Here is a 22,988-nt window from a genome sequence, read left to right on the forward strand (position 1 = left end):
CGTCAGGTTCTTCGGCTGATCCGGTACTGCAGCGGCGTGACGCCGACATGTTTTTTAAACAGCTTGGCGAAATAAGGGACGTTCGTGAGGCCGATGCGCCTGGCGACATCCCGCACTGGCAGGGACGTCGCCGCAAGCAGCAGGCAGGCCTCGCGCAGCCTCCGCGCCTTCAAGTAATCGGTCAGCGTCGTACCCGTTTCCAGATGGAACAGCCGGGAGAGATGGGCGGGGGAGACAAATAGCGCCTCGGCCATACGGCTTAGATCGAACGCCTCCTGAAAGTGGGATTCGATCCATTGCATTGATTTTTCCGCATAACGAAGGTTTCGCAGAGGCGCATCCGGCCCCGAGACCTGCCCCCCTGCCGCTGTATATAGACGGCGAAGGAGCTGCAGGAGGCCGACGAACAACAGCGTCCACTCCTCCGTTTGCCGCTCCGATTGATCTCCCGCTTGACGCATGGCGGCTGCACCATGCGCCAGAAGCAACTCGGCTTCCGCTGCATGCTCGCCGAGCGCGATGTGCTGGATGACCAGGTCGCCTTGCCACAGCTGGCGGAAAAAACGATTTAAAGACGGAAAGCTTGCCAGCTGTGCATCCATGACGGCCGGATCGACCACAAGAACGGTGCGGACGTATGCCGTCTCCGCATTCATATGGATGCGGTGCAGCTGGTAAGGCTGAAACAGCAGTAAGGAGCCTTCCGCCACCTGAACGAGCTGGTCCCCGACGATCGCCTGGCCGCTTCCCTGATGCACGTATAGCAGCTCCATGCCTTGATGGGCATGGAAATAAAAATAGTCGGGGTGCCGGCTGAGATAATTCAGGCTGTAGTGGTTTTTGAGCTCGATCGTTTCGATCAGGCTGGCGCTTGGCGAGGACATGGCGGCGGGCTCCTTTGCTGGCTATCGGATACAGGTATCATATCACAGGGTGAAGATGAAAGAAGTCGAGGTGAGCGAATTGTTCAACAAGCGGCCGGTCAATCCGGCGCGTCACATACAGGTCCATATGATTCGCGGTTATGAGGAGCTTCTCCGTGAAGTCGTAAAGCCGTTCGACAGGGCAGGCGGACAACGAACCCTGATCGTTGACGGCACGCATGGCGCGGACTTTGACGGCTTTGTCGGAGCACTGGCGGCTTATCTGTCAGACCGTTCTATTAAATTTACGATCTATCCGACGACCAAATACATGAAAAGCGGCGCACAGTTGCAACAATGGTTCGCTGGTGACATCTCTGACAATCGCTCCTTCGGAAAAATGACGACGGGAAGCATCGGGGACTATTTCGAGCCGGAAGCGCGGGAAACACTCCGCAGCGAGCTTCGGCGCCGGTCGCCGCAAGAGGAGGAACGCCGGAACCGCTGGACGGTGATTCTCGGCCCGGGCGCTGCCTGGCTATCCGGGGACTCCGATTTTCGCCTGTTTTTAGACATAACAAGAGAAAACCAGCAGATTCTGCATCAGAAGGGCCTGCAAAACTTCGGATTCAATGACAACATGGACACGTTGGAAAAATACAAGATTGCCTTTTTTGTCGAGTGGCCGATTCTCGAAACGTATCGCAAGCGCGTAGTCGGAAAGTTTGATTTTTACGTGGACATGAATGCGGAACAAACGCCTGTCGCGGTCACTGCCGACGATTTGAGCGGGCTCATTCGTGCCGTCGCTGCCGGCCCGATGCGGGTCAAGCCGTTTTTTGCTCCCGGCGTGTGGGGCGGGCAGTACCTCAAGAAGCTGGCTGATCTGCCGGACGATTGGGTCAACTGCGCATGGAGCTTCGAGCCGATCGCTCCCGAGAACTCCATATTGATCGGATGCGAGGGTGGGGAAATCGAGGTGCCGTTCACGCTTGTCATGAACGTAGCGTACCGCGACATCCTCGGCGAGCGCGTCAGCGGACTGTTCGGCGATTACTTCCCGATTCGCTTCGACTATTTGGATACGATCGGCGGGACGAACTTGTCCGTCCAGGTACATCCGAAGCAAGCGTACATTCGGGAGCGGTTCAACTACATCCTGGAGCAGCAAGAATCCTATTATATTATGGAGAAAAAGCAAGGCTCCAAGGTGTACCTCGGATTGACCGAGACGGCGGCCGAGGATTCATTTCTGCCAGCGGTCGAGGCTGCGCAAGCGACCGGCACGCCGATCGAATTTACCGACTATGTGCAGGAATGGGACTGTGAAAAAGGGGACTTGTTTCTGATCCCGACCGGTACGGTCCACTGTTCGGGCAGCGACAACCTCGTGCTGGAAATCTCGGCAACCACCTGGTGGTTCACTTTCAAAATATACGACTACGTTCGCAAAGGTCTGGACGGCAACCCCCGGCCGATCAACATCGATCATGCCGCCGCCAATATCGATTGGTACAAGAAGCGGGACTGGGTGGAGCGGGAGCTGATCGCTAGGCCGGTAGAGACCGGGCGGCAGGGAGAGAGCGTGGAGTACGAGCTGGGCAGCCGGGAGGATCTGCTTTTCTACGTCAATCGCCTTCATCTAACCTCCGTGTGGGAGGACGATACGCGCGGCGAAGTGCTGCTGCTGAACCTGGTCGAGGGCCAGCGCGTACGGATCGAGCCGCTCGCCGTGCCGGAAGCAGCGGTCGAGTTCGCCTATGCGGAATCCTATATTTTGCCTGCGGCGGTCGGCGCTTTCCGCATTCACAATCTTGGCGACGTGCCGGCTAAGTTGATCAAGGCAGGCGTGTCCCCGCAATGGAATCAGGCGGTCATCGATGGATGAGTACATTTTGGCATTTGATGTAGGAGGCACGTACATCAAATCTGCGGCGTTAACCTCTTCCGGCCGGATTCACGAACAGACGGTGGCGGTTTACCCTGCCCAGTCCGGATTAGCCAAACGGGAGCTGCTGGATTATTTGGCTTCGCTCGCGATCGCGCAAGCCGGAAGGCTTTGCGGTCAAGCCGTATTGCGAGGGATCGGTTATGCGTTCCCTGGACCGTTCGATTATGAACGCGGGATCAGCTATATACGGGGATTGGAAAAATACGAGAGCTTGTATGGCGTCAACTTGCGGCAGGAGATCACAAGCCGATTGCTAGCGTCGGCCGATCCGACGCTGACGATGTCTCCTGCGTTTCGCATCGCGTTTGCAAATGACGCCAGTTTGTTTGCGCTTGGAGAGTGGATGAGAGGAAAGGCAAGGGGATACGCCCGAGCCGTATGCATCACGATCGGCACCGGAATCGGGTCCGCCTTTTTGGACCAAGGCCGGCTGGTCGTCGATTCAGCGAATGTGCCGCCTGACGGCTGGATTTATCGTTTGCCGTATCGCGACAGAACGGTGGATGCTTATATCTCCGAGCGCGGCATCTTGCGCTTGGCTGAGTCGCGCGGCTTCGTTAAAGACGGCTTGCAGGTGAAATGGCTAGCTGCGATGGCGCACGAAGAGGATCAGGACGCAATCATCGTCTTTCAGCAATTTGGTCGTTATCTCGGCGAAGTCTTAAACCAGTATGTGTCGCCATATCAACCTGATGCAGTGGTCCTGGGAGGCCAGATTGCTAAAAGCAGCGAGCTGTTCATGTCCGCTCTGCTTGATGAGCTGCAAAACAAAGATATGGATGTTGTCTCAACGGAAGATACTTCGACTAGTACTTATGTTGGGGCAGCCCGTTTGCTCGAAATGTATTAGCTTCATGCGCAAAGACCTCTTCCGAAGCCAGAGGATTCGGAAAAGGTACCTTAAGCTTTCTCCAGCACCTCCAATTCCATCAAGCTTATCTAATCAAGATGCGCTTGCCGTATTCAAGATGCTCTTCCATGCAGGAGCCTGCGAATGAAGCGTCTCCGTCCCGGATGGCAGAAAATATTCGGAGATGATCCTGATAAGAAACCTGGATACGGTTTCGGTCCTTGCGCAGCACACTGAGACCAGTCGCAAATAACTTATCTTGCAACTGATTCATAGCCATCGTAATCTCCTTATTGCCATACACTTCGGCCAACTTGGCATGAAAGCTTGAATCAGCTTCGGTAAATCGTTCATAATCGGCTTCGTTCATGAACGTCTCTTGTTCTGCGAGATTGGCTTCGAACCATGCGAGATCAACGGAGGCCCATTCCATTTGGGCCAATTTCCTGGCGACGAAGCCTTCAATTGCAATCCGATAATCGAACAGATCAAGTGCCCGATTTAGCGAGAATTCCGCGACGGTCAACCCTTTGTTCGGGACATAATTGGCGAGTCCCTCTGCATCGAGTCGCTCGTACGCTGCGCGGATGGGCGTGCGGCTCATTGACAGCATCTCAACAAGAAGGCGCTCTGTAAGCACGTCGCCCGGTTTAAAGCGGCCGCTCAGGATAAGTTTCCGCAGCTCTAGGTAGGCTTTTTCTTTTAACGTCAATGGTTGATCTTTCATCTTATCCTCCAATTGCATTGAACATCGGTTTTAAGAAGCCAAGGCTTCTCTCCATCCACTTTTGTTCCAGACTGACTGTGCTTTCGACCGTACCTTGATAAGGTGTCCACAGCTCCAATATTGCGTTGGCATGGTCCTTTCGCTGGCGACGAACTTCATCAAGCAAATTCGGTATATTCAATTTTCCCAGGCCAGCGGAAGTTCCAGTAATGACGAATCCCATCTGGTGTTCGACACGCTTTATTTCGAAATCTTTAAGATGCAGATTGAGCAAGTAAGGCATCAAATTGCCGATCACCTCCCTGGGGCTGTCCAGCGCACTGAAAGAATTTACCGTATCTAGACAACAGCCGACAAGCGGATCCGCGATCTCTTCGAACAGTCGTGCGAGCTGTTTCGTCGTGTGCAGGCCATGATTCTCGATGGAAAGCTGTACACCGGCTTTCTTGAAAAGTGGAAGAACTTGACGAATCTGCCGGACAGCATTGGCTGGGTCTGAGTCGATGATCAGTGTTCTCAACAGACGAGCGTCCAGCAACTGCGCGATGTGCAGATATCGAAGTAGATGAGCCGGATCCGTCCCCCGAGTGCCAATTTCCAGTTCTACGTTAAGCGATTGAGCGGTCATTTTTAACCTCAGCAATTCGCCTTCAGACATGAGGTGAAGCGGCAGGTTGTCGGCAATTTGCACTAGTTGGATCCCATGCCGATAAGCCTCAAGTAAAAGACCTTGCGCGGTCAATGGAGAGGATGGCATATCATAACCTGTAACGCCTACTCTCCATGTTAATGTATAGGAACTAATTCCTAGCTTCAAGGCAGAAACCTCCTTTTTGAGAAAAATATTTAGCATACAGATATTGTATATAAAAATATTGATATTGTATACAATGTCGTGGCGTGATAAAGTGAGGACGTTACTTAGTACAGAATATGGACATATGGGAGGTATTTATAAAAATGGATAAAAGGGATCTACTCATGAAAATGGAAAATATCGCTTTAATCGGCGCGGGTGGGAAGATGGGTTGCCGAATTTCGGACAATCTTAGGAAAGGGGTCAGAAAGGTCAACTATGTGGAGACTGGTCTGCGCGGCATTGAGCGACTGGCGGAGCGCGGCATCGTGCCAACGCCTCAGCAGGAGGCGCTGCAAGATGCGGACATCGTGATTTTGGCCGTACCGGACACGGCAATCGGTGACGTGGCCGCAGGAGTAGTGCCTGCCATGAAGCCTGGTGCGCTGCTGATTCTATTAGATCCTGCAGCGGCTTATATAGGGAAGCTGCCTAATCGGAAGGATGTCGCGTATTTCGTCGCCCACCCCTGCCATCCGCCAGTGTTCAATGACGAGACAACGCCTGAGGCAAGGCGGGACTTTTTCGGCGGTGTAGCGGCCAAGCAGGCGATCGTATGCGCGCTGATGCAGGGAAGGGAAGAGGATTACGTTAGAGGAGAGTTGGCTGCGAAGGAGATGTATGCGCCTGTCATGCGCTCTCATCGCATTACAGTCGAGCAGATGGCGATGCTTGAGCCGACGATGGCAGAGACGATAAGTTCTATGATGGTAACGGTCCTCGGCGAAGCGATGGAAGAGGCAGTGAAGCGCGGCGTGCCTTATGAGGCGGCGAAAGACTTTATGCTCGGTCATATCAACATTCAGCTCGGCATCGTGTTCGAGAAGGTTAACCCGTTTTCCGACGCCTGTCTCGTCGCGATTGAATATGGGCGAAAAGCGATCATTAAAGAAGGTTGGAGAGAGCTCTATAATCCCGACAAAGTATACGAGCAGATCGACGCGATGCTGCACCCCGAGAAATTGCAACTTCTGAAATTCGGAGAGTGACGACATGAAGAACTGGAGAATAGGACTGATTGGAACGGGTTGGTGGTCGGATAAGCATCTGCAGGCATGGAGCCGCATTCCGAATGCGGAGATTGCGGCGCTATGTAACCGAAGCCCAGAAAAGCTGGCTGCGAAGGCCGAAGCCTATCGCGTGCCAGCCAGTCGCTTGTATCGTACTGTGGACGAAATGCTGGAACGAGCGGACATTGACGTTGTCGATATCGTAACCGGCCCTGAGACGCATCTGGAAATGGTCAAGAAGGCGACGGCGGCGGGCAAGCACATCTTATGCCAAAAGCCGTTCGCTCCGACGCTTGCTGAAGCGGAGGAGATGGTTCGGCTTGCCGATAAAGCGGGCGTCCGTCTCATGGTGACGGAGAATTGGCGCTGGCTGCAGCCTTTTCAATTGATCAAAAGTTTCATCGACAACGAGGAACTTGGCCTGCTGCGGACAGCTCGATATTACCACACGGACTTTTATACGCCACGTATGACGCCGGACGCGGAGCTGCCGCAACCGTTTTTTCGCAGCATGCCAAAGCTGTTGTTCTATGAGATGGGCGTGCATTGGTTCGATACCTGGCGATTTCTGTTCGGTACGCCTGACAGGCTGTACGCGGAGACTGCCCGGATCAGCCCGTTCATATCCGGTGAGGACTCTGGTATCGTCGTGCTCGGATACGACAATTTCTATGGCTACTTGGATGCCAGTTGGGCGACGCGGCAGCAACTTGACCGCGAGCTGGGCGTACGTGTTGGCCCTGTGCATCTCGAGCGACTCGTCATTGAAGGAGACCGCGGTACTCTAAAACTGCATACATCGGGCAAAATTACCATAGTCAGCGAGGATGGCAGCAAGGAGCGCGTCGTCGCAGAGCGAACGGAGCTTGACCAGGATGAGAGCCACTTTCGTCTTCAATCGCATTTCATCAATTGTCTGAACACAGGACATCCGTTCCAGACGAGCGGTGCGCACAACTTAATTACGCTGCGGCTCGCTTTCGGTGTTTATGAGAGCGCATCGAGACATGAGGCGGTTTTGATCGGAGGAAGAAAACATGATCATTGACGCACATGCCCATCTTGGGTGGGATTACGTATTCGACGAGGACTTTACATTGCAGGAGCAGTTAGACAAGCATGCCAAATTCGGCATCGAAGCGACGATTCTGCAGCCTGCCTCCTGTCACGACATAGAAGCTGTGAAAGAACAGCACGATCGTTGCAGCAACCTATCCGGGACCAAATCCGCACTTGAAGGATGCCGAATATGAAGCTGAGGTGAGGCGATGCGTGGAATCGCTTGGTTTTGTCGGCATCAAACTGCATACATTCGCTCACGCAGTTCACCCGGCCGGACGCGACGGACGTAAAGTGTTCGAACTGGCACGGAAGCTCGGCGTGCCGGTGATGGTCCATACAGGAGCGGGCATTCCGTTCGCAAACCCAACCAACCTCATCAATGTCGCGCAAGACTATCCGGAGGTCAACATCGTAATGGCGCATTGCGGGATGATGATTCTGGCGGGCGAGACAGCTACAGCCATGCGGTTGGCAAGCAATCTATATGCGGATATCACGTGGACAGCCGGGTTCAACATGCGGCATTGGTGCGAGGAGTTCGGAGCCGAGCGTTTTTTATTCGGCACCGATCATGCCGATAACGCAGGGACTGAGATCGCCAAGGTGCGTACCTGCGGCATTGGTTTAGACGAACAAGCGTGGATTTTCGGGAAAAGCGTTGAAGAATTGTATAAACTGGGCCTTTGAAGATGGGAAAAGCTTGGATTGAAATATCGTTGAATAATTTGGAGCGCTATGCTCATAAACCCGTAATTCGATTTTTAACGGCTCGGAAGATATCCATGTCCCACCGAACAATGCTCGGAAGTTCCGCGATGCACTTATGTATGTGTATACTGGCTGCCCGATCGGTTACTGATCGTCGAATACATGGGGATTGCAATCGCGTGACCGAACGTATGCTGCAGGATGCTCTTCATTGGTTCTTCGAACTGACGTCGTCAGAGCAGATGCGTCGGAGTTGGCAAAATCGTAACGGAATTTGAAAGGATGTTTATATTCTCGAAGGGCTTCACTTCGGCGGGTTTAAATGACCAACCGAATTCCGCTAGTCTCCCCGGCAGGCACTCCACCTCCACGATAATATACTAAAGTTTAATTATTTTAGGAAATTTACAACGGTATTGCGGAGTTCTGCCACCTACCCTCCAAATGAATGCAGATCTAAACTAGAATTGCTCGATATATGCGCTCCTTCCGACTATCAAAAATAGTGGGAGCATAGAATTCGAATTAAAGTTTTTAAGGAGGTTAAGCTTTCTATGACAGAAGGAGCCAGAAGAGATAAATTCAGTTTGCCTGATGACTACCCCGAGCGCGTATATGCGGGATGGCTGGGTAAAGTAATCGGCGTGAGACATGGAGGCAATATCGAGCAATGGACGCAGGAGCGCATCGAAAGGGCATTCGGCGAGATCACGGAATATGTTCACCACTTCAAAAACTTTGCCGCGGATGACGATACGAACGGCCCTTTGTTTTTCCTGCGCGCTTTGGAGGATTACACGCATACGAGAGAGATTACGCCAGAGCAAATGGGACTAGCCTGGTTGAATTACGCGCCTGAAGGTCACGGTTTTTTCTGGTGGGGCGGCTACGGAAAATCGACCGAGCATACGGCTTACGTGAACTTGCGAAACGGAATTATGGCGCCGGAATCGGGCTCGATCCGACGGAACGGGGCGACGGTCGCCGAGCAGATCGGCGGACAGATCTTTAGCGAGACATGGGGCCTGATCGCACCCGGACAGCCGGTGTTAGCAGCGGAATATGCATGCAAAATGGCCAGCGTATCGCATGACGGAGAGGGTAAATACGGCGGTATGTTCGTTGCGGCGTGCGTAGCTGCGGCTTTTATTGAAGTAGAGATTGAGGAAATTATCGAAGCCGGGCTGTCGGTTATCCCCGCAAGCTCCCGCTATGCGGAGATGACGCGCGACGTGATGCGGATCTATCGGGAGAGGCCTGCGGACTGGAGGCAGGGGTTCGCCTATGTGCACGAGAACTACGGTTACGACAAATATCCAGGCGTCTGCCATATCATTCCCAACGCCGCCGTCGTTGTTTTGTCGCTATTATACGGCGAAGGAGATTTCTCGAGATCGATCAACATCTGCAACATGTGCGGATGGGATACCGACTGCAACGTAGCGAACGTTGGCACGATTCTCGGCGTCAAGAACGGCCTTCAAGGTATGGATGCAGCGTGGAGAAAGCCAATCAATGATTTTTTATGCTGCTCGAGCGTCATCGGTTCGCTAAACATCCTGGATTTGCCCTGGTGTGCCTCTTATATCGCCAGATTTGGCTATCTGCTATCGGAACAGCCGGTGCCGGAAGCATGGCGCTTTATATTGGACACAGACCGCATCCGATGCCACTTCGAATATCCGGGTTCCACGCATGCTTTTAAGACCGAAGCGGATCATGGCGTCGAAGCGTCCATCCTAAACGTTGCGGACAAAGCGTATTCGGGAACCAGGTCGCTGCGGATCATGTTCGATAAAGTGAATAGCGGCTGCGGTTACCGTACGTATCTTCAAACCTATTACGGTCCCGAGGATTTTAACGACAGCCGTTACGATCCTGCCTTTTCTCCTATTTTGTATCCAGGCCAGACGGTTGCCTGCAAGGCGATGGTCCCGTCCGGCACGCCGGACCCTATGCTGGCTCGGCTTTATGTCCATGATTGCAACAGCGGACATACCTATTACGGACCAAAGACGATGCTGCTACCGAATCAATGGGAGTCGTTGGAATTTCGGGTTCCGCAGTTGCACGGAGCCTGCCTGGACCGGGCAGGCGTCGAATGGATTCCGTTGCAAGCCAGGTATGCAAGCATGATCGCCTACTTGGACGATTTTGAGATTGGCGGCGCACCTGACTATACGCTCGATTTCAGCAAGGAGCGCATTGAGCGGTGGAACGGGGTTCACCAGGAGGTCAGCCAGCTGACCTATTTGAGAGGTATTTGGACGCTGGAGGAAGGGGAGCTGAGCGCGAGCTACGCCGGCGAGCCTGCCGAAGCATACACAGGGCAGCTTCACTGGAGCGATCTGGACATCGAGGCGGAATTGGTTCCGAAGCTTGGGCATGCGCACATGATCAACTTCAGGGTGCAGGGCGCGATTCGTTCCTATGCATTCGGACTCGGCGGCAGCGGTGCCAAGGCGGTTCTTCTCAAAAACGACAACGGGTATCGCGAGCTGGCGTCCTGGCCCTATGCATGGCGGCATGGCGACAGTTATAAACTTGTCGTAAAAATGCGGGGGAATCATTTTGCCATGCATATAAACGACGACCTCGTGCTGGAATTTACCGACGACGATCGGCCATACGGCAAAGGTATGGTCGGCTTCTCTTCCCATGAAAACAGCCATACCCATTACAAGTATTTAACCGTGCACGGCGCGGGCGACCGGATTTTAAACGGCGAGGCTTGCGAATGATATTTTAAGTCATTCGGCTCGATCCGAATCGGGATCGCGGCGGATTTTTCAGGCAGAGTCCGCTGCTTAGCGGGCTCTGCCTGTATTTAAAAGCACAGTATAGATAATTGCCCCCTCAGCATTGCAATGTTCGATCCCACGTCTTCTATTCAATCGTAAAGGACGGAATCGAAATGAAAGCGATTTCCCGTAACTATTGGGTCAAACTGCTCGTATTGGGCTTGTTGATCGGATCCATCCCGGTCATCCTCGTCGGCGTGTTTTCGTACTACCGTGCATCGGGCATGATCGTCAAGCAGGCGAACGAGGCGAATGCCCGACTGCTGATTCAGACGCAGCTGCGAATCGAGCAGAACTTGCTTGGCATCGATAATACGGTTACGCAATTTGTAAATTCGCCATACCTGAATAACGCGTTGCATCAAGACTTCACGGCATCCGACTTCGTTCAGATCGAAGAGCTTTCGAGCTCCCTGCATCGGTTGCAGTCGTTCCAATTCGGGATGCAAGACGTTCATTTGGCTAACTTGCAATATGGCTGGGTCATCAGCAATCGGGGATTCAGAAAGATGGCGGACTGGCAGGATGCCCGATTATGGGCGTCCTACTTGAACGGTCGGGATGCCTCGTTATGGCTCAGCTATCAGGATCTGTCGGTGTCCGGCGCTGCTGTTCAAGACGACGGTACTGCATCCGACTCGATATTTTTGTTGAAGAATCTTCCGATCAACGCCGCTAAGCCGACCGGATTTTTGCTGGCCAGCGTACCGGGCTATGAATGGAGAAAGTATCTGGGGGAGACCGATTCCGAAGAGCATGGAAGCTCCGCGATATTCGACGTCCGCTTTCAACCCCTGACTTCGATAGGGGAAGCGGCTTCCGAGCGGGCGTTCGTGCGAGTTGTCGAAGAGAAAATCCGTCCGCTCATACAGGGCGGGAAGTTAGAAGGCAGCGTCAAAGCCATCGTGGACGGAAAAAACGCGCTCGTCTCCTACAGGCGGGCATCCTATAACGACTGGACCTATGTGTCCGTCACGCCGTTGCGCGAGCTGCTGCGGGACTCCAATTCGATCGGACTGTTTACGCTCCTCGTGTGCGCTGGCAATCTTCTGCTTGCCTTCGCCTTATCCTTCTTGGGCTCCCAACGATTATATAGGCCGATTCGGGCATTATACGAAGCCGTAACGAATGAAAGCAAGGTATCGACGTCGACGTCCACGAACGGCGACACCGGCGACGAAATCCAGCAAATCGGCGAGCGGCTCAATCGCATGAGGCAATCCCAAACGGAGATGGCGGAGAAGATCGAAGGACAATCGCGATATCTCAGGGAATATTTCGCGGCGAAGCTCCTCCAAAGCCCGATCTCTAAACAAGAAATCAAAGAGAAAAAAATGCAATACGGCCTGCCCGATCAATGGCGGCTCATGAGCGTGATGGCCGTGGAGATCATGACGTTCGAGGGCACCGGCTACAGGGAAGAGGATCGGGACCTGCTGATGTTCGCGATTAACAACATCGCGGGAGAACTGCTATCCGCTTCGGAGAGGCTGGATCCGGTGCTCGTATACCCGTACCAGGCTACGGTGCTTGGTTCGCCATTGGAAGACCAGGCCGTCTGGAAGTCTGCGGTCGTCAAACTGGCTGAGATGCTTCAGTCCACCGTATTGCGCGTGCTGCGGCTGCACACCCGTATTGGGATCAGCCGCGCCTTCGGCGATTGGAACGACGCCTACATCGCAATGGGAGAAGCCGCGAACGCCTTGAAGGCGCAAAACGGTTTCGACGAACCCGCGGTGCTATTAATAGAGGATTTGCAGCCGAATCGCAACCGGGTATCTGCGTTGATGCACGAACAGTCGGGCGAACGGTTGCTAGACGCGATTTTGCTTAGGGATCGGCTTAAAGCCTTGAAAATATTAAACGCGATCTTCGCGGAACTCAATACGGAGAATTATGGGGAAGAAGAGATTCGATTCACGCTGCTTCGGCTCATGACGGTCGTCATCGGCGGACTCCAGGATCAGACCGAATCGCTACAAGCGATCTGGAACGGAGATTCGACCTCTTTGCTGGAGCAGTTCCTGAAGCTGCGCACGCTCCAGGATTACCGGCATTGGTTCGAGAACGGATTGGCGCTACCCGCGATCGCGCTTCTCGAAACGGGAAGGGACAGCCGGTTTAAGTCGATCTCGCAGAAGATCAAGGACATGATTCATTACGACTTTGCCGCAGATTTGACTCTTGAAGTTTGTGCCTCCCGGTTGAATTATCATCCAAGCTATATCAGGCAAGTTTTCCGAAAGGAGACCGGCATGAATTTTAGCGACTACCTGTCTTTGTACAGAATGGAGGTCGCGAAGAAATGGCTTACGCAGACGGACATGAAAATCAATGAAATCGCGGAACGGTTGAGATACAACAATGCCCAAAACTTCATCCGTTATTTTCGCAAATTGGAAGGTACGACGCCCGGGCAATACCGGGAAGCACATCGTCAAAACGAACGCCCGTAGGCCAGAATAGCGCGAAATGATTATCAGGTTATGCCATTTTGATTATCAGTGTCTTCCGCAGTCCCCCTCAGCCAACTGGCTCAGGAATGATTATTTACGGTAATGTTGAATCCGCTCTACGCTGAACGTATTCCGCAAGATGCAAGGGGGGATTCGGGTGAATGGGCTGCAACATCAATTTAAACAAGGAGGTATTCAGCGCAAACGACGGAGCGGAAGCGTCGGGCGTTATCTAGCAAAAAACTACAGGCTTTATTTAATGCTTTTGCCTGGCGTCGCCTTCTTTATCGTTTTTAAATACGTCCCGATGTGGGGCGTGCTCATTTCCTTTCAAAACTATCAGCCGTTTCTGGGTTTCGGAGGGAGCGATTGGGTCGGCCTCAAGCACTTCGACCGGTTTTTCTCGGAGCCTGCGTTTTGGACGCTGTTCCGCAATACCTTTTTGCTAGCCGTGTACAACCTCATTTTCTTTTTCCCGCTGCCCATCGTCCTGGCCTTGATGTTGAATGAGATCCGCCTTCAAGCTTACAAGCGCGTCATCCAGACGATCATCTACATCCCTCATTTCGTGTCCTGGGTTGTCGTCGTCGGCATCGCCTACTTGTTTTTTACGACGGAGGGCGGTCTGGTCAATGAATGGCTGGCCTCGGTGGGATTGGAGAAAATCAGCTTTCTGCTCAGCGCGGACTGGTTCCGCACCTTCATTACCGGTCAGGTGATCTGGAAGGACACGGGTTGGGGAACGATCATCTTTCTGGCGGCGTTAGCCGGCGTGGATCCCCAGCTGTACGAGGCCGCGAAAATGGATGGCGCGAACCGCCTGCGCCAGCTCTGGCATATTACGCTGCCGGCCGTCCGCAGCACGATCGTGATTTTGCTGATTTTGAGGCTGGGCCATTTTCTCGATACGGGCTTCGAGCAGATTTTTTTGAACATGAACGCAATGAACAGGGAAGTCGCGGAGGTCTTCGACACCTACGTGTATTCCGTCGGCATTCAATCGGGCCAATTCAGCTACAGCACGGCCGTCGGATTGTTCAAATCCGTCGTAGGGCTGGTGCTGGTCGTGGCAGCCAACAGACTGGCCAAGCGCTTCGGCGAAGAAGGCGTTTATTGAGAGGTGAGTACGATGATGAGAACATCGATTTCCGGCCGCGTATTCGACCTCTTTATCGTGGCATTTTCGGGCCTGTTCGGGCTGATTTGTTTCGTGCCGTTCCTGTATGTCGTCGCAGCTTCCTTTACCGCGCCTGAGGAGTTGCTTAGGAAGGGGTTCGTGCTGTTCCCCCACTCCTTCTCGCTTGACGGGTACCGGTATATCTTCTCTACGCCTACGATTACGCGCAGCCTAGTCGTGACGATTGCTCTGGCCGCAATCGGCACCTTGATCAACTTGCTCTTTACGGTATTAATGGCGTATCCGCTGGCGCGATCGGATCTCTTTGGCAGACGTCCGTTGATGTTAATGATCGTATTTACGCTCATTTTCAGCGGCGGCATGATCCCGAACTATCTCGTGGTCAAGTCGCTGCATCTGCTGGATAGCTACTGGTCGCTCGTATTGCCGGGCTTGATCAATGCTTTCAATTTGATCGTCCTTAAAAACTTTTTTCAGCAGCTGCCGGATGGCTTGGAAGAATCGGCCCGTATCGACGGGTGTACGGATTTCGGCGTCCTGTTCCGCATCGTACTGCCTTTATCGGGTTCGGCTCTGGCTACTTTCGGATTGTTCTATGCCGTGGGACATTGGAACACGTTTTTTAACGCCATTCTGTATTTAAACGACGCCGACAAATGGCCGATTCAGGTATGGCTGAGGCAGATCATCATCTTGTCTCAGGCGGGGATCGGAGACGCAAGTTCCTTCGACGATTCGTTTGTCGTTCCTCCGCCCGCCATTATCAAGATGGCCGTGATCGTCATCTCCACCGTCCCGATTTTGCTGATCTATCCCTTTTTGCAGAAGCACTTCGCAAAAGGCGTGCTGCTGGGATCGGTCAAAGGATAAGCATTCAAACCAATGGGAGGTCTTTGTCCATGTTAAAAAGAAAACGCTTGCTTATGCCCGCGCTTGCGCTCACGCTCCTGACGACAACGCTGACTGCCTGCGGCGGCAACGACAATGAAACTGGCAGTTCGGGGTCGGCCCCTGCGAGCGCCGGCAGTACGTCCAGCAACGCGACGAAAGCGAATCCAGGCAGCGAGGGCAAACCGCTGTCCCTCTCCATGATGAACATCTTCTACAGCACCGAGCCGCCCAAGCAGGACAATGAGATCCTGAAGAAGATCGAGGAATACACGAATACCGATCTGGATATCACCTGGGTGCCCTCGACGGCGTACGAAGACAAGCTTAACGTAACGGTCGCGTCCGGCCAGCTCCCGCAAACGTTGCTCGTAACGAATAATAAACTGACCTCGATCGTCAATTCCATTCGTTCGGGCATGTTCTGGGAGGTCGGGCCTTACCTTAAGGACTACCCCAACTTGTCTCAGATGAACGAGAAGGTGCTGGACAATATCTCGATCGACGGAAAAGTCTACGGTATCTATAGGTACCGTGCGCTCGCCCGTTATGGCGTCATTATCCGCAAAGACTGGCTGGATCGTCTCGGACTAAAAGAACCGACGACGGTCGACGAGCTTTACAAGGTCGCAAAAGCCTTTACGCAAAACGATCCGGACGGCAACGGAAAAAACGATACGTACGGCGTAGCCGAGGAAAAGAGCATCGGCATTTTGAACCAATTCGCGCTCTATCTCGGGGCGCCGAACAACTGGGGAGAAAAGGACGGCAAGCTGCAGCCTGCCTTTATGTATCCGGAATACAAACAAGCGCTTCAGCTCGTGAAGAAAATGTACGATGAGAAGCTCATTACGCAGGATTTTGCGGTTGCCAACCGGGCTGACCAGATCAACCAGCAAAAGGCAGGCATCTACTTCTCCGTCATTGACGACGCCGCCTACAAGCACGAGGATCTCTACAAGTTGAATTCATCGGCAAACATCGATATTTTGCAGCCAATCACGGGTCCTCTCGGCACTCGCGTACTGGCGACGACCGGCTACAACGGCACTTTTATGTTCCCTAAGACGAGCGTCAAATCCGAGGAAGAGTTAAAACGGATTTTAGGCTTCTTCGATAAATTGGCCGACGAACCGATGCAAAATTTGCTGGGCTGGGGAATCGAAGGCAAGCATTATACGCTGTCAAACGACAAGCCGGTCCGGACGGAAGAGCAGACGCAGCTGGATTCTTCGGAGATCAATCCGCTTCGGCAGCTCGTCTGGGATGACGGAGCGAAAAAAATGAGCGGCGAAAATCCGCCTATCGTACAAAAGTTCAGCGATCTCTTGAAGGCGAACGAACAATACGCCATTACCGACCAAGCGAATCCGTATCTGTCCGATACGCAGACGGAAAAGGGCAGCGAGCTCGTTAAAATCATCGATGAGGCGAAAACGAAGTATATTATGGGCGCCATCGACGACAAGGGCTGGGACAGCGCCGTTCAGAATTGGCTGAACGGCGGGGGACAGAAAATCATCGAAGAATATACGGCCGCCTACCAGAGCAGCAAGAAATAAACAAACGCGGAGGATCCGATGCCTATCCGGTATCGGATCCTGATTCTCAACTTTCATCTATAAGTCGAATGGAGAGCGCAACCGATGGTTACAAGAACGAGAGTGATGGTACTGACCGATATCAGTAGCTTGCATAGGGGATGGAAGGAACCAGACGATACGCAGTCCCTGGTGCGCTTGCTGCTGTACGCGAACGACCTGGAGCTCGAAGGTCTCGTCGCTACCTATTCCAAGCATTGGGATGGCGAAGTCAAGGCCGATTATATAGAAAAAATCGTAAAGGCATACGGCGAGGTGCGAGCCAACCTGCAGCTGCACGATAACCGTTACCCGGATGAAGCCGATTTGCTTGGAATGATCAAAGCGGGGAATCCGTGCGACGGTCCAGATAACGTAGGTGACGGTCATCGGACCGAAGGATCCGATTGGATCGAGGCGGCCATTTGCAAAGAGGACGACCGTCCGCTGTGGGTGACGGTCTGGGGCGGCACGACGGATTTGGCCCAAGCGCTATGGCAAGCGGAAACGCGACTGGGAGCTGATCGATTCCGCGAACGACTGGGTCAATTGCGCGTGTATTCGGTCGTCGACCAATATGCGATGGGGTCTTGGGTCCGGGACCGTTATCCCGAGCTTTTCTATATTCGGAGCCGTCAAGGTATTCGGGGCATGTACAAAGGAGGCGACGCTTCGCTCGTCAGCGACGAATGGCTGCGCAGGTACGTAACGGAAGGACATGGTGCGCTGGGCGCAGCTTACCCGCATTATGACGGTGGCGATATTTATTCCAGAACCGTTAAAGGGATCAAGGAAGGCGATTCGCCTTCGTTCTTATACCTGCTTCCAAACGGGCTCGGCGATTCGGAGCGACCCGAATGGGGGAGTTGGGGAGGGCGATTCATCCGAGATCTTGGGCCAAAGTCCGGAGAGGTCAATCGTCACTATGTCGACGCCGAGGAATTCGCGGGCGAAGGCATTCACCCGGACGAAGTGTATTGGTCGTCGGTTTACCGGTGGAGAGACGCCTTTCAACGCTCTTTTCAGGCACGCATGGATTGGTGCGTCCTTCCTTCGGAGAGGGGGGGCCGCGAGCCGATCTGCCTCATTTCGGGTCCGCGCGAACGGACGGTACTCTCCGGCGCCTCCGTCGAATTGGACGGATCGGCATCCTATGACCCCCGGAATCGCAGTTTGAGCTATTGTTGGCAGGTATACGAGGAAGCTGGCACCTACCGCGGAACGACGACGGATCTGGTAGGCGATCGTTCTTCGCTCGTTCGTCTGCGCGCGCCCAATGTTAGCGAGCCTGTCACCATTCACTTGATTTTGGCCGTCACGAACGACGGTGATCCGCCGCTCACTTCCTATGGGCGCGTGGTGCTGACCGTTCGTCCCGAGGCAGCCTTATGAAAATCACGTGCTCAATCAAAGAATTCACGTCTATGCTAGACCGGGCGGCGGTCTTTTAAATGACGGAGAGGAGGTGAAGCCGAAGTCGGCAAGCTGTTCAATCGCAAGAGTTCGACATTTTGCATTCACTTGCAAGCGTTTTCCAAATTTCAGTCAAACGTAAATTAGGAGGATGCATGATGAAAAGGATTCGCAAATGGTCGGTTGGTTCGCTAACAGCGGTACTCTTGTTATCCTTCGCCCTTACGGCTTCGGCCTATTCGCACCCGGGCGGACTGGTGACGTCCGACGAGCTCGCTGCCGTGAAGACGCAGGTGGATGCGAACGTCTCTCCGTGGAAGGAAGCGTACGACCGGATGATGACGGACGCCAACGCGGCGCTGACCCAGAGCAGCCACGCGATCGCCGTCCTTAACATTCCCGGCTATTATGCCGATCCGACGGGACATGACGCGGCCAAGCTCCGCCTGGAGATCGATGCCCAATCGGCATATGCGGCGGCGGTCGCTTACCGGTTTACAGGCAATACGACGTATGCCGACAAGGCGAAGGAGCTGCTTAACGGCTGGTCTTACACGAATACCGGCGTCAGCGGCACGGACGGGCGGCTGGTCTCGGCGTATGTAGGCGTAGGTCTTGTAAATGCCGCCGATATGATCAAGGATTATTCGGGCTGGAGCGCGGCGGACAAGACGCAATTCGGCAGCTGGCTTACGAACGTGATGATTCCGACCTGGGCTTCGATCACTTCCGCCAACAACTGGAAGGACTGGAGCTTGTACGCACAGATCGCGTCGTACCAGTTCCTGGACGATCCGGCGGGCATGGCGACTAAAGTGACCCAGCTCAAAAGCTGGATCGATACTTCCATCGCGTCGGATGGCTTCCTCCCGGCCGAGACGACCCGCGGCACCAACTCGCTGTGGTACCACTACTTCGCGTTAAGCCCGATGACGTCGGCCGCGGAGATCGTGAAGAACGCCACCGGCGAGGATCTGTACAACTGGGTGTCGCCAGGCGGCAAGAGCATCAAGCTCGCGCTCGACAAGCTATTTTACTACGTCGACGGACATGTGTCGGAATGGCCGACGGCTTACGGCGGACCGAACCAATCCTTTTCCAACGCGAGAAATTTGTACGAGGCGATGGCGGACGTTTATCAGGACGAGGATTATGAGGCATACGTGAAGGACGCCCGGCCGCTGGTCGGAAGAATCAATTCTGCGAGCGGCTATTATCACAACCACGCCTGGGTGTATCCAACTCTGCTCAGAACGTCGTTCCTGGAAGTGGCCGAACCAGGCCTGGTGGGGTCTTGGAGCTTCGACGAAACATCGGGGACGACGGCTGCGGACAGCTCGGGCAACGGTCTCGGCGGCACCTTGACCGGAGGACCGGTCTGGACGACGGGCCATACGAACGGCGCGCTCGGTTTCGACGGTACCGACGATTATGTTAACCTGGGGAATCCGGCCGACCTGCGGATGACGGGCGCGATGACGCTGGCCGCATGGGTTTATGTCGATACATTTACGCATGCGGGACGAATCATCTCGAAGCAAGGATCTTCCACGAACAGAGGCTGGAGCCTGAACGTGGAGACGGACGGCAAAGCGTCCTTCCAGATCGCTTCAAACAGCTCGACGGTGCAGCTCGTCAACAGCGCCGCCGCCATTCCGTCTGGGCAGTGGGTGCATCTGGCGGGCGTCTATGAACCGGGAACCGCGCTCCGGCTCTACGTCAACGGCGCACTCAGCAATTCCAATACGACATCGATCGCCGCGTCCCAGTACAACAACAATCTGAACGTCAACATTGGCCGTCGTCCGAGCGGCGACCTGTATTTCGACGGCATGCTCGACGAGGTGCAGGCCTACAACAAGTCGCTCACGGCGAGCGAGGTATCGGCGCTTGCCGCTGCGAACGTACCCGACTTGGTCGGATACTGGAACTTGGACGAGACGTCGGGAACGACGGCCGCCGACAGCTCCGGCAACGGCCTCAGCGGCATACTGACGAACGGCCCAGCGTGGACGACGGGGCATACGAACGGTGCTTTGAGCTTCGACGGCACCAACGATTACGTCAGCCTTGGCAATCCGTCTTCCTTGCAACTGACAGGCGCGATGACGCTGTCCGCTTGGGTATATGTCGATTCCTTCACGAATGCGGGACGGATTATCGCTAAGCAAGGTACGGCCAGTAACAGAGGCTGGACGCTGAACGTAGAATCGGACGGCAAAGCATCATTCCAGATCGCCACGAACAGCACGACGGTGCAGCTCGTTAACAGCGTCGCCGCGATTCCGTCCGGGCAGTGGGTCCATTTGGCGGGCGTCTACGAGCCGGGCACCGCGCTCCGTATCTACGTGAATGGGACGCTTAGCAACGCCAACACGACGTCGATCGCAGCGTCGCAATACAACAACTCGCTGAACGTCAATATCGGCCGTCGGCCGAGCGGCGACCTGTACTTCGACGGTAGCATCGATGAGGTTCGCGTGTACGGCAGAGCGTTGTCCGCCGTCGAGATTTCAGCTGTCATGTAACCGGAAGCCATTGTAGCAAGGCTGGGAAGAGCTCGCTTAGCAGCGGGCTTTTCCTTTATTACCAAGCAAGCGTAGGGGAGGAATCGTTTTGGGTTACCTGCAGCAAGCGACAGAAGAATTGTACCGGTATATGCCCTCGCTCACGAAGAGGGACGACTTCGACGACTTCTGGCGAGAGACGATCGACGAAGCAAAGAAGGTTCCGCTGGCGGCGAAGCGCACACGCGTAGATTATCCAATCCGGAGAGCGAACATTTACGAGATTCAATACGACGGCTTGGACGGCACGCCGATTCACGGCTGGATGCTCGTTCCCGATGTTGGGGTCGGGGGGCCGTTACCGTGCCTGATCCGTTATCACGGGTTCAACGGCAGCCGCAGCGAGCCGTCGGCCTTTATGCATTGGGTCCTGATGGGCTTCGTCGTGATATCCGTCGATTGTCGCGACCAAGGTGGTCGCACGGGCAACCATGCGTCGTATTCGAGCGGATTCTCGATGAACGTCGCCAGCAAAGGCGTACACAACCGTTATGAGTATTATTATCGCTACGTGTATATGGACTGTTTGAAGGCGATCGACTTTGCCTGCGAGCAGACGGAGGTGGACCGCTCTCGGATCGTCGTCGAAGGCGGCAGCCAAGGCGGCGGACTCGCGATGGCGGTCGCAGCGCTGGACGACAGACCGGTGCTGGCGCTGGCCGACGTACCCAGCAACAGCAATCTAACGAAGCGGGTCGAAGGTCAGCACGGGGCGTTCGCGAGCGTGGCCGAATACATCAAGAAGCATCCGAGCGAGCTGGATCTCGTCCTGGACAATCTAAGCTACTTCGACACAATGAACATGGCGGACCGTATCGCTTGCCGTGTGTACGCGTCCGTCGCAATGAAGGACGATACTTGCCCGCCGCAGATGTACTTTGCTACGTACAACCGGATCGCCGGAGAGAAGGACATCGCCATCTATCCGTTCAACGGCCATGAGGGAGGCGGTCCGGTACATACCGAGAAGAAAATCGCGTACGTGCACCGATGGTTCGGAGATTGGTTCGCATGATGTGAAAAATACGGTATATGGTCATAGTTCTCATGCCTGTTTAACCTAACTGGTAGCGATTACAATGAAAACAAGAACAGGCAGAAAGCAATAGCAAGGAGGATGTGGATAAGTATGGAAACCATAAGTGCCGGGGCAGCAGGGACCCAGACCAAAGAGATCCGTACGCGGCACCGACGCAAAGGACTGCTTTACGATTTAAGAAAAAACCGAATCATGTGGCTGATGGTTTTTCCCGTTCTCGTCTATTTTCTCATTAATTCTTATCTTCCGATGGTCGGCGTATACTTCGCGTTTACGAAGTTCGATTTTAATTCCGGCTTGTTCGGCAGTCCGTTCGTCGGTTTCGAAAATTTCAGAATGCTCATCAAGCTGGGCGCCCTTGAGAAAATTACGATCAATACGGTCGCGTATAACCTTGTTTTTATCGGCTTGGGCAATGCTTTCGCGGTAACGGCCGCTATTTTACTAAACGAAATCGCGGGCAAGTTTTTCAAACGAATTACGCAAACGGTCATGTTTTTGCCTTATTTCGTTTCATTCGTCCTCTTGGGCTCGATGGCGTACAGCTTTTTCAACTACGACAGCGGCTTCGTCAATACGGTTCTCCAGTGGTTCGGCATGGAGCGGCAGGATATATACAATACGCCGGCTTACTGGCCATTCATTATTACCTTCTTCTATATTTGGAAAAACCTCGGTTACAGCACGATTATTTACTTGGCGACCGTCGTCAACATCAATCAAGATTATTACGAAGCCGCCGAATTGGACGGCGCCTCCGCGTGGCAGAAAATCTGGTCGATCACCCTTCCTTTGCTGAAGCCGACCTTCATCATTCTCCTCCTGTTTGCCGTCGGACACATCATGAAAGGCCAATTCGATCTGTTCTACCAGCTCGTCGGCGCGAACGGCATGCTGTTCAATGCCACCGACATTATCGACACCTACGTTTATCGTTCGCTGAAGGTGACCTTCGATATGGGTCTTGCGAATGCGGCAGGATTGTATCAATCCTTTTTCGGCTTCGTGCTGATCATGATCGTCAACTTCATTATTAAAAAAATCAATCGCGATTACGCCCTGTTCTGAGGGAGAGAGGA

Annotated in this window: 18 protein-coding genes; 15 read left to right on the forward strand and 3 right to left on the reverse strand. The window is 53.9% G+C overall.

Annotated features, from left to right (window positions below; all coding sequences use genetic code 11):
- Positions 1–2: 2 nt before the first annotated feature.
- Positions 3–884, reverse strand: coding sequence for an AraC family transcriptional regulator (locus KB449_RS09215; RefSeq protein WP_282908090.1), 882 nt, complete (start codon positions 882–884; stop codon positions 3–5).
- Between KB449_RS09215 and KB449_RS09220 the strand changes: the two genes are divergently transcribed.
- Both KB449_RS09220 and KB449_RS09225 read left to right on the forward strand, forming a co-directional pair.
- Positions 841–2,751: a class I mannose-6-phosphate isomerase gene (locus KB449_RS09220; protein WP_282908091.1), complete on the forward strand. Its 1,911-nt coding sequence runs from the start codon at positions 841–843 to the stop codon at positions 2,749–2,751. The genes KB449_RS09215 and KB449_RS09220 overlap by 44 nt on opposite strands.
- Entirely contained in the window at positions 2,744–3,664 is a 921-nt protein-coding gene (locus KB449_RS09225) for an ROK family protein (protein ID WP_282908092.1), read from the forward strand. The genes KB449_RS09220 and KB449_RS09225 overlap by 8 nt, the downstream gene beginning before the upstream one ends.
- A gap of 85 nt (positions 3,665–3,749) precedes the next feature.
- Here KB449_RS09225 and KB449_RS09230 read toward each other — a convergent pair whose 3' ends face one another.
- Together KB449_RS09230 and KB449_RS09235 are read right to left on the reverse strand one after the other, a co-directional pair.
- Positions 3,750–4,391: a GntR family transcriptional regulator gene (locus tag KB449_RS09230; protein WP_282908093.1), complete on the reverse strand. Its 642-nt coding sequence runs from the start codon at positions 4,389–4,391 to the stop codon at positions 3,750–3,752.
- A gap of 1 nt (position 4,392) precedes the next feature.
- Complete coding sequence (locus KB449_RS09235) at positions 4,393–5,208, reverse strand: sugar phosphate isomerase/epimerase family protein (protein ID WP_282908094.1); 816 nt, start codon at positions 5,206–5,208, stop codon at positions 4,393–4,395.
- Positions 5,209–5,351: 143 nt separating this feature from the next.
- On the opposite strand from KB449_RS09235, the gene KB449_RS09240 reads away from it, so the two are divergent.
- From KB449_RS09240 to KB449_RS09300, 13 genes are all read left to right on the forward strand, one after another.
- Entirely contained in the window at positions 5,352–6,236 is an 885-nt protein-coding gene (locus KB449_RS09240) for a phosphogluconate dehydrogenase C-terminal domain-containing protein (protein ID WP_282908095.1), read from the forward strand.
- A gap of 4 nt (positions 6,237–6,240) precedes the next feature.
- Positions 6,241–7,305, forward strand: a complete 1,065-nt coding sequence (locus tag KB449_RS09245; RefSeq protein WP_282908096.1) for a Gfo/Idh/MocA family protein — start codon at positions 6,241–6,243, stop codon at positions 7,303–7,305.
- The gene (locus KB449_RS09250; protein ID WP_282908097.1) at positions 7,295–7,510 is read left to right on the forward strand and encodes a hypothetical protein; all 216 of its coding nucleotides are present in this window, start codon (positions 7,295–7,297) and stop codon (positions 7,508–7,510) included. Before KB449_RS09245 ends, KB449_RS09250 begins: the two co-directional genes overlap by 11 nt.
- Before the next feature lie 19 nt (positions 7,511–7,529).
- The gene (locus tag KB449_RS09255; RefSeq protein WP_282908098.1) at positions 7,530–8,006 is read left to right on the forward strand and encodes an amidohydrolase family protein; all 477 of its coding nucleotides are present in this window, start codon (positions 7,530–7,532) and stop codon (positions 8,004–8,006) included.
- 575 nt (positions 8,007–8,581) lie between these two features.
- Positions 8,582–10,768, forward strand: coding sequence for an ADP-ribosylglycohydrolase family protein (locus KB449_RS09260; RefSeq protein ID WP_282908099.1), 2,187 nt, complete (start codon positions 8,582–8,584; stop codon positions 10,766–10,768).
- Positions 10,769–10,941: 173 nt separating this feature from the next.
- Positions 10,942–13,284, forward strand: coding sequence for an AraC family transcriptional regulator (locus KB449_RS09265; protein ID WP_282908100.1), 2,343 nt, complete (start codon positions 10,942–10,944; stop codon positions 13,282–13,284).
- Between the two features lie 259 nt (positions 13,285–13,543).
- On the forward strand, positions 13,544–14,401 hold the full coding sequence (locus KB449_RS09270) for an ABC transporter permease (protein WP_434082548.1): 858 nt from the start codon (positions 13,544–13,546) through the stop codon (positions 14,399–14,401).
- Positions 14,402–14,416: 15 nt separating this feature from the next.
- Entirely contained in the window at positions 14,417–15,292 is an 876-nt protein-coding gene (locus KB449_RS09275; protein ID WP_282908102.1) for a carbohydrate ABC transporter permease, read from the forward strand.
- Between the two features lie 29 nt (positions 15,293–15,321).
- Positions 15,322–16,872: an extracellular solute-binding protein gene (locus KB449_RS09280; RefSeq protein ID WP_282908103.1), complete on the forward strand. Its 1,551-nt coding sequence runs from the start codon at positions 15,322–15,324 to the stop codon at positions 16,870–16,872.
- Between the two features lie 84 nt (positions 16,873–16,956).
- Complete coding sequence (locus KB449_RS09285; RefSeq protein ID WP_282908104.1) at positions 16,957–18,282, forward strand: DUF1593 domain-containing protein; 1,326 nt, start codon at positions 16,957–16,959, stop codon at positions 18,280–18,282.
- Between the two features lie 179 nt (positions 18,283–18,461).
- Positions 18,462–20,831, forward strand: a complete 2,370-nt coding sequence (locus KB449_RS09290; protein WP_282908105.1) for a LamG-like jellyroll fold domain-containing protein — start codon at positions 18,462–18,464, stop codon at positions 20,829–20,831.
- An 88-nt stretch (positions 20,832–20,919) separates the two neighbouring features.
- Complete coding sequence (locus tag KB449_RS09295; RefSeq protein ID WP_282908106.1) at positions 20,920–21,885, forward strand: acetylxylan esterase; 966 nt, start codon at positions 20,920–20,922, stop codon at positions 21,883–21,885.
- A 114-nt stretch (positions 21,886–21,999) separates the two neighbouring features.
- On the forward strand, positions 22,000–22,977 hold the full coding sequence (locus KB449_RS09300) for an ABC transporter permease (protein WP_282908107.1): 978 nt from the start codon (positions 22,000–22,002) through the stop codon (positions 22,975–22,977).
- Positions 22,978–22,988: the final 11 nt, after the last annotated feature.

It is taken from the genome of Cohnella hashimotonis (assembly GCF_030014955.1).
Classification (GTDB): domain Bacteria; phylum Bacillota; class Bacilli; order Paenibacillales; family Paenibacillaceae; genus Cohnella; species Cohnella hashimotonis.

Excerpts from the sequence above, each read along its gene's own strand:
- KB449_RS09215 (WP_282908090.1), bottom strand. The coding sequence starts at position 884 with ATGTCCTCGCCAAGCGCCAGCCTGATCGAAACGATCGAGCTCAAAAAC.
- KB449_RS09225 (WP_282908092.1), top strand. The coding sequence starts at position 2,744 with ATGGATGAGTACATTTTGGCATTTGATGTAGGAGGCACGTACATCAAA.
- KB449_RS09230 (WP_282908093.1), bottom strand. The coding sequence starts at position 4,391 with ATGAAAGATCAACCATTGACGTTAAAAGAAAAAGCCTACCTAGAGCTG.
- KB449_RS09240 (WP_282908095.1), top strand. The coding sequence starts at position 5,352 with ATGGATAAAAGGGATCTACTCATGAAAATGGAAAATATCGCTTTAATC.
- KB449_RS09245 (WP_282908096.1), top strand. The coding sequence starts at position 6,241 with ATGAAGAACTGGAGAATAGGACTGATTGGAACGGGTTGGTGGTCGGAT.
- KB449_RS09250 (WP_282908097.1), top strand. The coding sequence starts at position 7,295 with ATGATCATTGACGCACATGCCCATCTTGGGTGGGATTACGTATTCGAC.
- KB449_RS09260 (WP_282908099.1), top strand. The coding sequence starts at position 8,582 with ATGACAGAAGGAGCCAGAAGAGATAAATTCAGTTTGCCTGATGACTAC.
- KB449_RS09265 (WP_282908100.1), top strand. The coding sequence starts at position 10,942 with ATGAAAGCGATTTCCCGTAACTATTGGGTCAAACTGCTCGTATTGGGC.
- KB449_RS09270 (WP_434082548.1), top strand. The coding sequence starts at position 13,544 with ATGCTTTTGCCTGGCGTCGCCTTCTTTATCGTTTTTAAATACGTCCCG.
- KB449_RS09275 (WP_282908102.1), top strand. The coding sequence starts at position 14,417 with ATGAGAACATCGATTTCCGGCCGCGTATTCGACCTCTTTATCGTGGCA.
- KB449_RS09280 (WP_282908103.1), top strand. The coding sequence starts at position 15,322 with ATGTTAAAAAGAAAACGCTTGCTTATGCCCGCGCTTGCGCTCACGCTC.
- KB449_RS09285 (WP_282908104.1), top strand. The coding sequence starts at position 16,957 with ATGGTTACAAGAACGAGAGTGATGGTACTGACCGATATCAGTAGCTTG.
- KB449_RS09290 (WP_282908105.1), top strand. The coding sequence starts at position 18,462 with ATGAAAAGGATTCGCAAATGGTCGGTTGGTTCGCTAACAGCGGTACTC.
- KB449_RS09300 (WP_282908107.1), top strand. The coding sequence starts at position 22,000 with ATGGAAACCATAAGTGCCGGGGCAGCAGGGACCCAGACCAAAGAGATC.